Origin of the sequence: Streptomyces sp. NPDC052101, from assembly GCF_040680235.1 — a bacterium.
Classification (GTDB): domain Bacteria; phylum Actinomycetota; class Actinomycetes; order Streptomycetales; family Streptomycetaceae; genus Streptomyces.
The window spans coordinates 310,829-324,827 of the sequence record NZ_JBFAWH010000005.1 but is presented as its reverse complement, the minus strand read 5'-3'; the positions used below and the strand labels follow the sequence as shown (position 1 = coordinate 324,827).

The 13,999-nt window shown below is 71.6% G+C and carries 13 protein-coding genes and 1 pseudogene; 6 read left to right on the top strand and 8 right to left on the bottom strand.

Features of this window, described 5'->3' with window-relative positions:
- Positions 1-228: 228 nt before the first annotated feature.
- A pseudogene (locus AB0L75_RS13275) lies at positions 229-2,039 on the top strand (streptophobe family protein).
- Positions 2,040-2,315: 276 nt separating this feature from the next.
- A complete protein-coding gene (gene serB, locus AB0L75_RS13270) occupies positions 2,316-3,539 on the top strand; it encodes a phosphoserine phosphatase SerB (RefSeq protein WP_365179758.1) in 1,224 nt (407 codons plus the stop codon).
- A 71-nt stretch (positions 3,540-3,610) separates the two neighbouring features.
- Here the strand turns inward: serB and AB0L75_RS13265 are convergent, their stop codons facing one another.
- From AB0L75_RS13265 to AB0L75_RS13250, 4 genes are all read right to left on the bottom strand, one after another.
- Positions 3,611-4,129, bottom strand: coding sequence for a histidine phosphatase family protein (locus AB0L75_RS13265; protein WP_365179755.1), 519 nt, complete (start codon positions 4,127-4,129; stop codon positions 3,611-3,613).
- A gap of 78 nt (positions 4,130-4,207) precedes the next feature.
- Complete coding sequence (locus AB0L75_RS13260) at positions 4,208-4,414, bottom strand: hypothetical protein (protein ID WP_365179753.1); 207 nt, start codon at positions 4,412-4,414, stop codon at positions 4,208-4,210.
- Positions 4,415-4,598: 184 nt separating this feature from the next.
- On the bottom strand, positions 4,599-4,718 hold the full coding sequence (locus AB0L75_RS13255; RefSeq protein WP_365179750.1) for an SGM_5486 family transporter-associated protein: 120 nt from the start codon (positions 4,716-4,718) through the stop codon (positions 4,599-4,601).
- Between the two features lie 92 nt (positions 4,719-4,810).
- Complete coding sequence (locus tag AB0L75_RS13250; RefSeq protein WP_365179747.1) at positions 4,811-6,160, bottom strand: MFS transporter; 1,350 nt, start codon at positions 6,158-6,160, stop codon at positions 4,811-4,813.
- A gap of 81 nt (positions 6,161-6,241) precedes the next feature.
- On the opposite strand from AB0L75_RS13250, the gene AB0L75_RS13245 reads away from it, so the two are divergent.
- Entirely contained in the window at positions 6,242-6,934 is a 693-nt protein-coding gene (locus AB0L75_RS13245; protein ID WP_365179745.1) for a FadR/GntR family transcriptional regulator, read from the top strand.
- On the opposite strand, the gene AB0L75_RS13240 is transcribed toward AB0L75_RS13245, so the two are convergent.
- The 3 genes from AB0L75_RS13240 to fabG form a co-directional block, all read right to left on the bottom strand.
- Positions 6,912-7,262: a hypothetical protein gene (locus AB0L75_RS13240; protein ID WP_365179742.1), complete on the bottom strand. Its 351-nt coding sequence runs from the start codon at positions 7,260-7,262 to the stop codon at positions 6,912-6,914. The two genes, AB0L75_RS13245 and AB0L75_RS13240, sit on opposite strands and share 23 nt — an antisense overlap.
- Before the next feature lie 156 nt (positions 7,263-7,418).
- On the bottom strand, positions 7,419-8,186 hold the full coding sequence (gene fabI / locus AB0L75_RS13235; RefSeq protein WP_365179739.1) for an enoyl-ACP reductase FabI: 768 nt from the start codon (positions 8,184-8,186) through the stop codon (positions 7,419-7,421).
- A gap of 5 nt (positions 8,187-8,191) precedes the next feature.
- Positions 8,192-8,896: a 3-oxoacyl-[acyl-carrier-protein] reductase gene (gene fabG, locus AB0L75_RS13230; RefSeq protein ID WP_365179736.1), complete on the bottom strand. Its 705-nt coding sequence runs from the start codon at positions 8,894-8,896 to the stop codon at positions 8,192-8,194.
- A gap of 250 nt (positions 8,897-9,146) precedes the next feature.
- On the opposite strand from fabG, the gene AB0L75_RS13225 reads away from it, so the two are divergent.
- From AB0L75_RS13225 to tyrS, 3 genes are read left to right on the top strand one after another with little or no spacing between them, the layout of a single operon-like run.
- Positions 9,147-10,670 (top strand): TldD/PmbA family protein, encoded by a 1,524-nt coding sequence (locus AB0L75_RS13225; RefSeq protein WP_365179734.1) that lies wholly within the window; start codon positions 9,147-9,149, stop codon positions 10,668-10,670.
- Positions 10,667-12,061 carry a TldD/PmbA family protein gene (locus AB0L75_RS13220; protein ID WP_365179731.1) on the top strand — a complete coding sequence of 465 codons (1,395 nt, stop codon included), beginning with the start codon at positions 10,667-10,669 and terminating at the stop codon, positions 12,059-12,061. Before AB0L75_RS13225 ends, AB0L75_RS13220 begins: the two co-directional genes overlap by 4 nt.
- A gap of 56 nt (positions 12,062-12,117) precedes the next feature.
- Positions 12,118-13,386 carry a tyrosine--tRNA ligase gene (tyrS, locus tag AB0L75_RS13215; RefSeq protein WP_365179728.1) on the top strand — a complete coding sequence of 423 codons (1,269 nt, stop codon included), beginning with the start codon at positions 12,118-12,120 and terminating at the stop codon, positions 13,384-13,386.
- Positions 13,387-13,520: 134 nt separating this feature from the next.
- On the opposite strand, the gene AB0L75_RS13210 is transcribed toward tyrS, so the two are convergent.
- Positions 13,521-13,808, bottom strand: a complete 288-nt coding sequence (locus tag AB0L75_RS13210) for a GlsB/YeaQ/YmgE family stress response membrane protein (protein ID WP_365179725.1) — start codon at positions 13,806-13,808, stop codon at positions 13,521-13,523.
- Positions 13,809-13,999: the final 191 nt, after the last annotated feature.

The following is a 13,999-nucleotide window of genomic DNA, read 5'->3' as shown; positions in this document are numbered from 1 at the left end:
CCATCACGGGGAGTCTAGGGATGTCGAACATCGTGGGGAACTATTTCAGGCTCCGCCCTCTGACCGAAAGCCGGGCCTTGTCACGAGCGCCCGCGCACGCTCCAACTCGCCCTGTCGACGGGGTTGAAACCGGGCCGGAGGGTGGTAATCCCGGCGAGGGGGACAGGCGTGGCCGCGGTGCCGCGCCGCGGATCGGCGTCCGCCGCGCAGACGGATCGGGGGGCCGCCATGAAATCCGGGGCGGGTGGTTGGCTCACGCCGTCGGGCGATGTGTCCGCCTTCGGACCGAAGGGCGCCGAGTCCCACACGGCCGTCGAAATCACGCCACTCGGGGCGAGCCTGGTAGGTGCCCTGCTGTTGCCGTGGCTGTTACTGGTTGTTCCTACGGTCCCTGCGCACGGCCCCCGTTGCCGTCTCCCCCGCCCAACTCCTCGTCCGCGCGGGCACGATGGGGGTGCTCTTCGTGGCGATGCCGGGGGTCTCGCCCGGGCCGGTCACGATGTCATCACCATCGCCGGCGGCTCACTCGGGCCGGGCGGTCCGCTGCCGGGCCGGTTCGGGAACCTGATCCGTGCCAAGGCCGCGGCCGGCTTCACCGTGGACACGGCGGCCACACTCCTGGGCGGCGCGGCCTGGTGTGCCGACGCCCTGCTCGCCTCCCGGCGCGCTCCCCGGCCGTGCACCGGGTGGTACGTCCGACGGTCTCGGCGCTCGTCACCGTGCTGCCGGTGGCCGTGGCAGCGGGGCTCGCGGCAGCGGCGTACGCGGAGATCGGCGACGACCGTCCGGGGCGGGTCGCCGACGCGGTGTGGCGCCGCTCGGCACGCCGGACGGCGTCTGGACCGGCCGCCTCCCTCTTGGTCTGTTCGTCCCCTGGTACGGCCACGCCGCGGGCGTCCTCACCGGGTTCCTCCCCCACCGCTGGACCGGCTCCTCGGCGCGCGGTCCGACCGCCCGTGACGCTGGGCCGACTGGACGAGCTGGACGGGTCGGGTTGGCTGCCGGCCGTGGCGGCGGCACTGGTGATGCTGCCGGCCGGTGTCCTGACGGCGGTGCACACGCCGGTGGTACGACCGCACAACAGCGTTCTCGGCCTCGCCGCCCGGTGCGCGCTGGGCCTCGGCATCACCACCGCGCTCGCCCTGCCCCTGCTCGCCCACCTGACGAACGTCTCCCTGACCGCCTCCCTGTCCGTCCTCGGCGTCAACACCTCCGCCACAAGCCTCGCCCTGCACGGCCACCTCGCGCCGGCCTCACTCCTCGGCGCGGCGTGGGGTGCGGGCGCGGGGGGGGGCGCTCGGTGCGGTGGGGGCTTGGGCTGGCGGGGCGGTGGGGGTGGGGTGGGGTTCGGTGGGGCGGGGGCTACGGGGCGGGGCCGGGCGGTGGGGGCGGGGCTGCGTGCGGGGGGGCGAGGTTCGGTGCGGAGGAGGCGACGGGGTCAGGCCGGGCGACGGGGTCAGGCCGGGCGACGGGGTCAGGCCGGGCGATGGGGGCACGGGCGGAGTACGACGGGTCCGGTGCGCGGAAGGCGGCTGAGCCGGGTGGGGCGATGGGAGCGGGGCAGGCAGCGATGCTCCGCAGACGGCGGGGCAGGGCAGCCCCACGGCCGCACAGCCGGGGCGCGACGCGCCGCAGGCGGCAAGAGCACCGACAGGGTGCGCGAGACACGATCCGCGGGACACCACGGAGCAGGGCCGACCGACAGGGGCGGGGGCAGGGCAGCGATGCGCCACAGACTGCGGGGCAGGGCAGACCGCCAGCCACACAGGCGGGGCACAATGCGCCGCAGGCGGCAAGAGCACCGGCAGGGTGCGCGAGACACGACGCGCCACGGAGCGGGGCCGGGCGATGGGGGTGGGGGTGAGGAGCGGTGTGGCCGAGGGGGTGGAGCGGGGGGAGTCGGTTCGTGTTGCGGTACTGGTGTCGGGGACTGCGGGTGTTCCGGGCGGGGCGTGGTCTTGGGCCGTACGTGGCGAGTGCGCCGTATCGTCCGCCGAACCCGGACACGAACCCTGTCTCCAGGTGCCGGAGCACGTTGATGGCCCGCAGGGCCGCCGCCACCCTCGTGACATGGTGGGCATCCCGCCACTACGACGTGGCCGGCCCCCTGCGACGCGATGGGACCCGTCCCCCGGCCCTGCCTCGCCGGGCATCTCGTGGCACAGTCGTGGTGGAGCCCGGCGCCGCTGTGTGGGCCGCGCGGGATGTCTCCCGGTGGCAAGATCCCTGACACCGGCGCGACATCCATTGTTCCGTGTCCGTCAGGCGGACCTCGGCGGCGCACGGCACTGGGTGCCGGATACGGTGGAGACACCATGAGCGCTTCGCAGACCTCTGCCTCACAGACCCCCGAGGTCCCCACCCTCCTCGTCAAGATCTTCGGCAAGGACAGGCCGGGCATCACGGCGGGCCTCTTCGACACCCTCGCCGCCTACCTCGTCGACGTGGTCGACATCGAGCAGGTCGTCACCCGGGGCCGCCTGGTGCTGTGCGCGCTGGTGACCCAGCCGCCGGCCGGTCTGGAGGGCGATCTTCGGGCCACCGTGCACAGCTGGGCCGAGTCGATGAAGATGCAGGCCGAGATCATCTCGGGGCACGGCGACAACCGGCCTCGTGGCCTCGGACGCTCGCTGGTGACCGTCCTCGGCCATCCGCTGACCGCCGAGTCGACGGCCGCCATCGCCGCCCGGATCGCGAAGACCGGCGGCAACATCGACCGTATCTTCCGCCTCGCCAAGTACCCGGTGACGGCGGTGGAGTTCGCCGTGTCCGGCGTGGAGACCGAGCCGCTGCGCACCGCGCTCGCCTCCGACGCGGCGGCACTGGGTGTCGATGTGGCCGTGGTGTCGGCGGGGCTGCACCGGCGCGCTCAGCGGCTCGTGGTGATGGACGTGGACTCGACCCTGATCCAGGACGAGGTCATCGAGCTGTTCGCGGCGCACGCCGGCTGCGAGGACAAGGTCGCCGAGGTGACGGCGGCGGCGATGCGCGGGGAGCTGGACTTCGAGCAGTCGCTGCACGCACGCGTGGCGCTGCTGAAGGGGCTGGACGCCTCGGTGGTGGAGAAGGTGCGCAGCGAGGTCCGGCTGACGCCGGGTGCGCGCACCCTGATCCGCACGCTGAAGCGGCTCGGCTACCAAGTCGGGGTCGTCTCCGGTGGCTTCACCCAGGTCACGGACGATCTGCAGGAACGCTTGGGCCTGGACTTCGCGCAGGCCAACACATTGGAGATCGTCGACGGCAAGCTCACCGGGCGGGTCACCGGCGAGATCGTGGACCGCGCGGGCAAGGCGCGGCTGCTGCGCCGGTTCGCCGCGGAGGCCGGGGTGCCGCTCGCACAGACGGTGGCGATCGGTGACGGCGCCAATGACCTGGACATGCTGAATGCGGCCGGTCTGGGCGTCGCCTTCAACGCCAAGCCGGTGGTCCGCGAGGCGGCGCACACGGCGGTGAACTTCCCCTTCCTCGACACGGTCCTGTATCTGCTGGGCGTCACCCGCGAAGAGGTCGAGGCGGCCGACACGCACGACGAGGGCTGAGCCGGTCCGTCCGGCCCGGCCGCGCGGGGCCCCGCGCGGCGGAGATGCCGGGCCCTCGCGCACGGGTGCGGTCACTCGGCGGGCGCCCAGTAGTCCATGAGCGTGGCCACCCCCGGCTCCAGGCCCTTCCAGGGGCCGTCGAACGACAGCAGCGCGAAGCCGGCCGCCGGGAAGCCGCGGCGGTTCATCCGCTCACGGGCGTCGTCCTCGGACTCACCGGACAGGATGTCGGCGAGGCCGTGGACGCCCGGGTTGTGGCCGATCAGGATCACGTTCCGCACGTCGTCGGGGGTCTCGTTGAGCACGGCGATCAGCTCGCCGGGCGAGGCCTCGTAGACCCGCTCCTCGTAGACGGTCTTCGGCCGGTGCGCCAGTTCGTGGACGGCGAGCTTCCAGGTCTCGCGGGTCCGGGTCGCGGTGGAGCACAGGGCCAGGTCGAAGGTGATACCGGTGTCGGCGAGCTTGCGTCCGGCGACCGCGGCGTCCTTGCGGCCCCGCTCGGCGAGGGGGCGCTCATGGTCGGACATCTGGGGCCAGTCGGCTTTCGCATGCCGGAAGAGGACGATCCTGCGAGGTTCTGCGGAGCTCATGGGACCCAGCTTCGCATGAAACGCACCATGCGGCGCAGGGAGTTGACATGCGGATTCACCGCGTGCGGAGGCTCTGGGTCAGCGCGTGAGGAGCTGGTGGGCGCGCTCGAAGAGGTGCGTGATCGCCGGGTCGCTGCTCGCCGCGTGCGCGTCCGACGGGTTCAGTATCAGCGCGAGGAGCGCGATGAAGGCGAGCGCGGGCAGGGCGAGGGCCCACCAGGGCAGCCGGATGTCGACGCCGCCCGTGGTCGCCGGGTGGGGCCGGGAGTGGGTGCGGGCCGGCATGATCGCCTCCGTGGGTCTTCGAACGGGTCCGTGACCGCGTCGTGCGGTCACATCTCGAAGCTACGGAATCCGGGGCCGCCAACCCATCCGGAGTTCCACCCAGTTGACCCTGACCCTTACCCCCTAGGGGATGGTGGGGTTAGCCCCACCATCCGCCGGCGGAGGCGGTCCGGGGACGCCTTCGTCACGGGGAGGCGATGGTCGCGATGACGGCGATGATCACGAAGATGGCGAAGAACGAGCCGAAGACGAGCAGCATCTTCTTCTGGCTGTTCTGCGGGTTCGGGTCGAGCACAGGCTGCATGCGCCCAGTCTCGCACCCTCCCTCCGGCCCCCGCCTGCGGGGGGTCTGCGCGTCGCGCCGTTCCGGACCCGTGCGGGTGCCGCCCCCAGGGGTCAGTGCGCGGCCACCTCGTCCTCCACCGTGCGGTCGCGGCCCGCCAGGAAGCCGACCACGATCTGCGGCACCATCAGGGTCGCCATGAGGGCGATCGGCAGTCCCCAGCCGCCGCTCTGCTGGTAGAGCACGCCGACCAGCAGCGGGCCGGGGATGGAGATGAGATAGCCGGTGCTCTGCGCGAACGCGGACAGCTGGGCCACGCCCGCCCCGCTGCGGGCCCGCATCCCGACCATCGTCAGGGCCAGCGGGAAGGCGCAGTTGGAGACACCGAGCAGCAGGGCCCAGGCCCAGGCGCCCGCGGCGGGCGCGACGTACAGGCCGGTGTAACCGGCGAGGCCGCAGACGCCCAGGACCAGCACGATGGGCCCCTGGTGGGGCAGCCGGGTGGCCACCCGCGGGATGACGAACGCCAGCGGCACGCCCATCACCATGGTGACGGCGAGCAGTACGCCCGCGGTGCCGGCCGGGACGCCGGCGTCCCGGAAGATCTGCGGCATCCAGCCCATGGTGACGTAGGCGGCGGTGGCCTGGAGGCCGAAGAAGACGGCGAGCGCCCAGGCGGTGCGGCTGCGGGTGATGCGCAGGGGCGCGTGCTGTGCCGCCGGCGCCTGCCGCGCCACGCGCGCGTGCTGTTCCTTCGCCGGGCGCTGCTGCGGAGGTGCGGGTGCGGTGCCGCGGTCCCGTACGAGCGGCAGCCAGGGCAGGACGGCGGTGGCCGCGATGACGGCCCACACGGCGAGGCCGGAGCGCCAGCCGCCGCCCATGGCGTCGGTGAGGGGCACGGTGACCGCGGCGGCGAGGGAGGTGCCGAGGGCGAGGGCCATCGAGTACAGGCCGGTCATGGAGCCGACCCGGTCGGGGAACCAGCGCTTGACGATGACCGGCATGAGGACGTTGCTGACGGCGATGCCCATCAGGGCGAGCGCGCTGGCGGCCAGGAAGCCGGGCGTGCCGCCCGCGAACGGGCGTATCAGCAGGCCCGCGGTGATGGCGACCATGCCCGCGCACACCACGGCGGCGGGCCCGAAGCGGCGGGCCAGCCGGGGGGCGGTGACGCCGAAGACCGCGAAGCAGAGCGGGGGCACGGAGGTGAGCAGGCCCGCCACGCTGCCGCTCATGCCGAGCCCGTCGCGGACCTCCTCCAGGAGCGCGCCGAGGCTGGTGATGGCCGGGCGGAGGTTCAGCGCGGACAGCACGATGCCCACGACGACCAGGCGGGTCGCCCACGCGCGCGTGCGGCCCGCGCCGGATGTCGTGTCGGGGGTGCTCGTCTCGGCGGCCGTACCGCGCTCGGTCGATGTCATCGCCGTACGTGTCTCCACTGTCCGGGTCTCCTCATGCGCCATGAGTCCATCATAGAATCATGGGATGATTGGTTGTCCATCCCCGGTGCGCCCAGGCCCGGGACTGTCGTGCGAAGGTGTGCCATGCCCCTGAGCCACCCGCGCCGTTCGGCGCTGTCCGAGCAGGTCATCGCCGCACTGCGAGGCCAGATCACCTCCGGTGAGTGGCCGGTCGGCTCGCGCATCCCGACCGAGCCGGAACTGGTCGAGCAGCTCGGCGTCGCCCGTAACACCGTCCGCGAGGCCGTCCGGGCGCTCGCGCACAACGGTCTGCTGGACATCCGGCAGGGCTCCGGCACGTATGTGGTGGCGACGAGCGAGCTGGCCGGTGTGATGCACCGCCGGTTCGCCGATGCCGACCCCCGGCACATCGCCGAGCTGCGCGCGGCTCTGGAGTCGGCCGCCGCGAAGCTGGCCGCACAGCGGCGCACCGAGAAGGACCTCAAGCAGCTGGACGCGCTCATGGAGCGGCGCGAGGGGGCCTGGGAGACGGGCGACGCGGAGGCCTTCGTGGCGGCCGACGCCACCTTCCACCTGGCCGTCGTGGCCGCCTCCCACAACGACGTGATGACGGCGATGTACGCCGATCTGGGCGAGGTGCTGCGGGACTGGCTGCGCGCGGACGTGGGCGCCGAGCTGACCCCGGAGACCCACATGGATCACGCGCGCCTGGTGGACGCGATCCGCACCCGGGACGCGGAGGCCGCGGCGACCGAGGCCGCCAGCTATCCGTTCCTGTGCCGGCCGGACCGGTTCAGTGCTCGTTCTGGTGGCTGATCCAGACGGAGCCGACTTCCTTCCAGCACCGTCCCGTGAGCCGTACGGTCATGGCCGGCCCGGCGTCCACCGGCGCGCTGTCGGTATCGATGTCCCACCAGCGTGTGCACTCGATGTGCAGACGTACGCGATCGGCGTCGACATAGGGATTGTGGCAGTAGGCCACCACATGGGAGCCGCGGACGCTCGTACGGCAGGCGGCACCGAAGAGACTCGGCGCGGGGGGATTTCCGTCGTCCACGCGCGCGTAGGGCATCGCGTCGTACGGCAGCAAGAGCACGAGGGCCGCGGCCAGGGTCACCGGGGCCAGGCTGCGGGGCAGGCGCACAAGGGAACCTCCTCGGCCGGGCTGCGAGGGGCGCGTGGGGGAACGCGTAATCCAGGGTGCGCCACCCGGACAGGTGGGCGCCCGGCCGGTGAACCGAACGAGTGACGCCTCGGTTCCCGCTGCGGGAACCGAGGCGTCATCTGTGTTCTACGAAGATCAGGCTCCGATGGCGTGCAGACCGCCGTCGACGTGGATGATCTCGCCGGTGGTCTTCGGGAACCAGTCGCTGAGCAGGGCGACGATGCCGCGGCCGGCCGGCTCCGGGTCCTTCAGGTCCCACTCCAGCGGAGAGCGGCTGTCCCACACCGAGGCCAGGTCGGCGAAGCCCGGGATGGACTTGGCGGCCATGGAGCCGATCGGGCCGGCGGAGATGAGGTTGCAGCGGATGTTCTGCTTGCCCAGGTCGCGCGCCATGTAGCGGTTGGTCGCCTCCAGGGCGGCCTTGGCCGGGCCCATCCAGTCGTACTGCGGCCAGGCGTACTGCGCGTCGAAGGTGAGGCCGACGACCGAGCCGCCGTTCTGCATCAGCGGCAGGCAGGCCATGGTCAGCGACTTCAGGGAGAAGGCCGAGACGTGCATGGCGGTGGCCACGGACTCGAACGGGGTGTTGAGGAAGTTGCCGCCGAGCGCGTCCTGCGGCGCGAAGCCGATGGAGTGCACGACGCCGTCGAGGCCGCCCAGCTCCTCGCCGACCAGGTCGGCCAGGCGCCCGAGGTGCTCGTCGTTGGTGACGTCCAGCTCGATGACCTTGGTGGGCTTCGGCAGCTTCCTGGCGATGCGCTCGGTGAGCGTGGGCCGCGGGAACGCGGTCAGGATGATCTCCGCGCCCTGCTCCTGCGCCAGCTTGGCCGCGTGGAAGGCGATGGAGGACTCCATCAGCACGCCGGTGATCAGGACGCGCTTGCCCTCGAGGATTCCGCTCATGGTGATCAGTGACCCATTCCCAGTCCGCCGTCAACGGGGATGACGGCTCCAGTGATGTACGAGGCGTCGTCCGAGGCGAGGAACCGCACCGTCGCGGCGATCTCCTCCGGCTGCGCGTAACGGCCGAGCGGCACCTGCGACACGATGTTCTGGCGCTGCTCGTCGGTGAGCACCTTGGTCATGTCGGTGTCGACGAAACCGGGCGCGACGACGTTGAAGGTGATGTTGCGCGAGCCCAGCTCACGGGCGAGGGAGCGCGCGAAGCCGACCAGGGCGGCCTTGGAGGCGGCGTAGTTCGCCTGCCCCGCGGAGCCGAGCAGGCCGACCACGGACGAGATCAGGATGACGCGGCCCTTCTTGGCCCGCAGCATGCCGCGGTTGGCCCGCTTCACGACACGGAAGGTGCCGGTGAGGTTGGTGTCGATGACCGAGGTGAACTCGTCCTCCGACATGCGCATCAGGAGCTGGTCCTTGGTCACGCCGGCGTTGGCGATCAGGACCTCGACCGGACCGTGCTGGTCCTCGATCTCCTTGTAGGCCTGCTCCACCTGCTCCGGGTCGGTGATGTCGCACTTGACGGCCAGGAAGCCGGCCGGCGGTTCACCCGAGCGGTATGTGATCGCGACCTTGTCGCCGGCGTCGGCGAATGCGCGGGCGATGGCGAGGCCGATGCCCCGGTTGCCTCCGGTGACGAGAACCGAGCGGCTCAACGGATCACCCTTTCGATAGCGGTCTGCAGATGTCCGACAACCCGCCCGAAAACCTGGATGACAGGCGGCTTCATCGGAAACCTATCGGTACGGCCGCGCCCGTGGGCAATCGGGCACCGACAGTGGCGGGCAGGAGTCACTGTGGGGTCCCTACAGAAACGCCGCCGGTCGGGGTGGGAAACGTGTGGTCCGCCGGGCCGCCGCCGCGACATGATCGGACCTGACAGGCCACGACAGCAGGGAGACCTCCGTGCCTCATTCCATCGACGAAGCCTTCACGGCGCTTCCCCTACGGTCCCTCGCCGACGCCGCGCTGGCACGCGCGCGTGCGCTCGGGGCCGAGCACGCGGACTTCCGGTTCGAGCGGGTGCGCAGCGCGTCCTGGCGGCTGCGGGACGCCAAGCCCGCCGGGTCGTCGGACACCACCGACCTCGGGTACGCGGTCAGGGTCGTGCACGGCGGTACATGGGGCTTCGCCTCCGGTGTGGATCTGACCATGGACGCGGCCGCCCGGGTGGCCGCGCAGGCGGTGGCCATGGCCAAGCTGTCCGCGCAGGTCATCAAGGCGGCCGGATCCCAGGAGCGCGTCGAGCTGGCCGACGAGCCGGTGCACACGGACCGGACGTGGGTGTCTTCGTACGAGATCGATCCCTTCTCGGTGCCCGACGCGGAGAAGGCCGCGCTGCTGGCGGACTGGAGCACCCGGCTGCTGGCCGCGAACGGCGTCAGCCACGTGGACGCCTCGCTGCTCACCGTGCACGAGAACAAGTTCTACGCCGACACCGCCGGAACCGTGACGACCCAGCAGCGGGTGCGGCTGCATCCGGAGCTGACCGCGGTGTCGGTGGACGAGTCCAGCGGCGAGTTCGACTCGATGCGCACCCTCGCGCCGCCGGCCGGGCGGGGCTGGGAGTACCTGACCGGCACCGGCTGGGACTGGGACGGCGAGCTGGAGCGGATCCCGGAGCTGCTCGCCGAGAAGATGCGGGCGCCGAGCGTGGAGGCGGGCCTGTACGACCTGGTGGTCGATCCGTCCAACCTGTGGCTGACCATCCACGAGTCCATCGGCCACGCCACCGAGCTGGACCGCGCGCTCGGCTACGAGGCCGCCTACGCCGGCACCTCCTTCGCCACCTTCGACCAGCTGGGCATGCTCCGTTACGGCTCCGAGCTGATGAACGTCACCGGTGACCGCACCGCCGAGCACGGCCTCGCGACCATCGGGTACGACGACGAGGGCGTCGAGGGGCAGTCCTGGGACCTGGTGAAGGACGGCACACTGGTCGGCTACCAGCTGGACCGGCGGATCGCGCGGCTCACCGGCTTCGACCGCTCCAACGGCTGTGCGTACGCCGACTCCCCCGCGCATGTGCCGGTGCAGCGCATGGCCAACGTCTCGCTCCGGCCGGACCCGGCGGGGCTGTCCACCGAGGACCTGATCGGCGGGGTCGACCGGGGCATCTACGTGGTCGGTGACCGGTCCTGGTCGATCGATATGCAGCGGTACAACTTCCAATTCACGGGACAGCGCTTCTTCAAGATCGAGAACGGGCGGATCACCGGGCAGCTGAAGGACGTCGCCTACCAGGCGACCACGACGGACTTCTGGGGCTCGATGGCCGCTGTGGGCGGTCCGCAGACCTATGTCCTCGGCGGCGCCTTCAACTGCGGCAAGGCCCAGCCGGGCCAGGTGGCCGCCGTGTCGCACGGGTGCCCGTCCGCCCTGTTCAAGGGCGTCAACATTCTCAACACCACCCAGGAGGCCGGTCGATGAGCGCCCGTACGAACAAGCCGCACGAGATCGTCGAGCAGGCGCTGGCGCTGTCCCGGGCCGACGGCTGTGTCGTCATCGCCGACGAGCACTCCACCGCCAACCTGCGCTGGGCGCGCAACGCGCTCACCACGAACGGTGTGACCCGCGGTCGTACGCTCACCGTGATCGCGACCGTGGACGGCAAGGAGGGCACCGCCTCCGGTGTCGTGTCGCGCTCGGCGGTCACCGCGGACGAGCTGGAGCCGCTGGTGCGGGCCGCCGAGACCGCCGCGCGCGGTGCCGGGCCCGCCGAGGACGCGCAGCCGCTGGTCGGCGACGTTCCGGCGTCGCCGGACTTCACGGACCTGCCGGCCGAGACCTCCTCCGCCGTGTTCGCCGACTTCGCGCCGGCGCTCGGCGACGCGTTCGCACGCGCGCGTGCGGGCGGCCGTGAGCTGTACGGCTTCGCCAACCACGAGCTGGTCTCGACGTATCTGGGGACGTCGACCGGACTGCGCCTGCGGCACGACCAGCCCACCGGCACGCTGGAGCTGAACGCCAAGTCTCCCGACGGCACGCGCTCGGCGTGGGCGGGCCGCTCCACGCGGGACTTCAAGGACATCGACGCGGGCGCGCTCGACGCCGAGCTGGCCGTACGGCTCGGCTGGGCCGAGCGGCGGGTGGAGCTGCCCGCGGGCCGCTACGAGACGCTGCTGCCGCCCACGGCCGTGGCGGACCTGCTGATCTACCAGCTGTGGTCGGCCTCGGGCCGGGACGCGGCCGAGGGCCGCACGGTGTTCTCCAGGCCGGGCGGCGGCACGCGCGTGGGCGAGAAGCTCTCCGAGCTGCCGCTGACCCTGCGCAGCGACCCGAACGAGCCGGGCCTGGAGTGCGCGCCGTTCGTGATGGCCCACTCCTCGGGCGGCGACCAGTCCGTGTTCGACAACGGCCTGCCGGCCCACGCCACCGACTGGATCGGCCAGGGCGTGCTGAAGAACCTGACCACCACCCGGCACAGCGCCGCCCTGACCGGGCTGCCGGTGGCCCCGGCGCTCGGGAACCTGATCCTGGACGGCGGGGACGACCGCTCGCTTCAGGACATGGTCGCGGACACCGAACGCGGGCTGCTGCTGACCTGCCTGTGGTACATCCGCGAGGTCGACCCGGCGACACTGCTGCTCACGGGCCTGACCCGGGACGGCGTCTACCTCGTGGAGAACGGCGAGGTGACCGGGCAGGTGAACAACTTCCGGTTCAACGAGTCGCCGGTGGGGCTGCTGCGGCGGGCCACGGAGGCGGGGCGTACGGAGAAGACGCTGCCGCGCGAGTGGAGCGACTGGTTCACCCGGGCCGCGATGCCCGCGCTGCGGATCCCGGATTTCAACATGAGCTCTGTCAGTCAGGGCGTATAACCTCGTAGACGGCTGTCACCCGACCGCCCCGAGATCACCGAGGAGACACGAGAACCGTGACGGACATCGTCGACGAACTGAAGTGGCGCGGGCTCATCGCCCTCTCCACCGACGAGGACGCACTGCGCAAGGCGTTCGCGGACGGTCCCGTCACGTTCTATTGCGGCTTCGACCCGACCGCGCCCAGTCTGCACCTCGGCAACCTGGTGCAGATCCTGACGATGCGCCGCATCCAGCAGGCGGGCCACCGCCCGCTGGGCCTGGTCGGGGGTGCCACCGGTCTGATCGGTGACCCGAAGCCCACCGCGGAGCGCACGCTGAACGCGCCGGAGATCGTCGCCCAGTGGGTGGAGCGGCTGCGCGCGCAGATCGAGCCGCTGCTGGACTTCGAGGGTCCGAACGCCGCGGTCATGGTCAACAACCTGGACTGGACCCAGGGCCTGTCGGCCATCGAGTTCCTGCGGGACATCGGCAAGCACTTCCGGGTCAACAAGATGATCGCCAAGGAGGCCGTCTCCCGGCGGCTCAACTCCGACGCGGGCATCAGCTACACCGAGTTCAGCTACCAGATCCTGCAGGGCATGGACTTCCTGGAGCTGTACCGGCGGTACGGCTGCACGCTGCAGACCGGCGGCAGCGACCAGTGGGGCAACCTGACCTCCGGCACCGACCTGATCCACCGGGTCGAGCCGGACGCCGTGGTGCACGCGCTGGGCACCCCGCTGATCACCAAGGCGGACGGCACCAAGTTCGGCAAGACCGAGTCCGGCACGGTGTGGCTCGACCCCGAGATGACCACGCCGTACGCGTTCTACCAGTTCTGGGTCAACGCCGACGACCGGGACGTCTCCAAGTTCCTGCGCATCTTCAGCTTCAAGTCCCACGAGGAGATCGAGGAGTTGGAGCGGCAGACCGAGGAGCGGCCGCAGGCCCGCGCCGCGCAGCGTGCGCTCGCCGAGGAGCTGACGACGCTGGTGCACGGCGCCGACCAGACGGCCGCCGTGATCGCCGCGTCCAAGGCCCTCTTCGGCCAGGGCGAGCTGGCGGAGCTGGACGCGCGGACGCTGGCTGCGGCGCTGTCCGAGGTGCCGCACATCCAGGTCGCCGAGCTGGGTCCGGTGGTCGACCTGTTCGCCGAGGTCGGTCTGGTGGCCAGCAAGTCCGCCGCGCGGCGGACCGTGAAGGAGGGCGGGGCCTACGTGAACAACGTGAAGGTCGCCGCGGAGGACGCGGTGCCGGCGACCGAGGATCTGCTGGACGGGCGGTGGCTGGTGCTGCGGCGCGGGAAGAAGAACCTTGCGGCTGTGGAGGTCACGACCGCCTGAGTGCCGTAGGGGGGCGTGTGTGGACTGGCGACTGCGGCTCGTCCGTGGTTCTCGCGCCCACGCGCGGCGGGGCCGTATGTCGATGCGGCCCCGCGCCCCTTTCGGGCGTTCCCCCTCAGCGTGTCAGCGTGCTTTCAAGCCCCGACTCGCTGCTGCTTCCTCTTACCCAGCGTCGCCATGTAGAGGGCGTCCACGGCCGCGACGATGATGATCGCGGCCACCAGTTGGAAGACGTGCCGGCTCCAGTCGATGCCGCGGGTCGCCGCGACGCCCACGGCGCGGGCGATCGCGTTGCCCACGATGGCGCCGAGCATGCCGCAGATGGTGGTCAGCCACAGTGGGCTGTGCTGCTTGCCGGGGATGACCGCCTTGGCGATGAGGCCCAGTACGAATCCCACGATGATCGCCCACAACCAGCCCATGGCTGCCTCCTCGTACGGCTCGACGTGAGCATTACGGCCAGTGTGGGTCGGTGGGCCGTACGGCGCATGTCGGGGTCCCCTGTGCGCGGCGGGGCCGGAGGCATTACCGCAGGCAGCGGGCGACCCGGTCTCGTACCCGTCGCAGCCGCGGCGTAACGTGGGAGATGTCCCGGCCGGTTCCCCACCGGGGG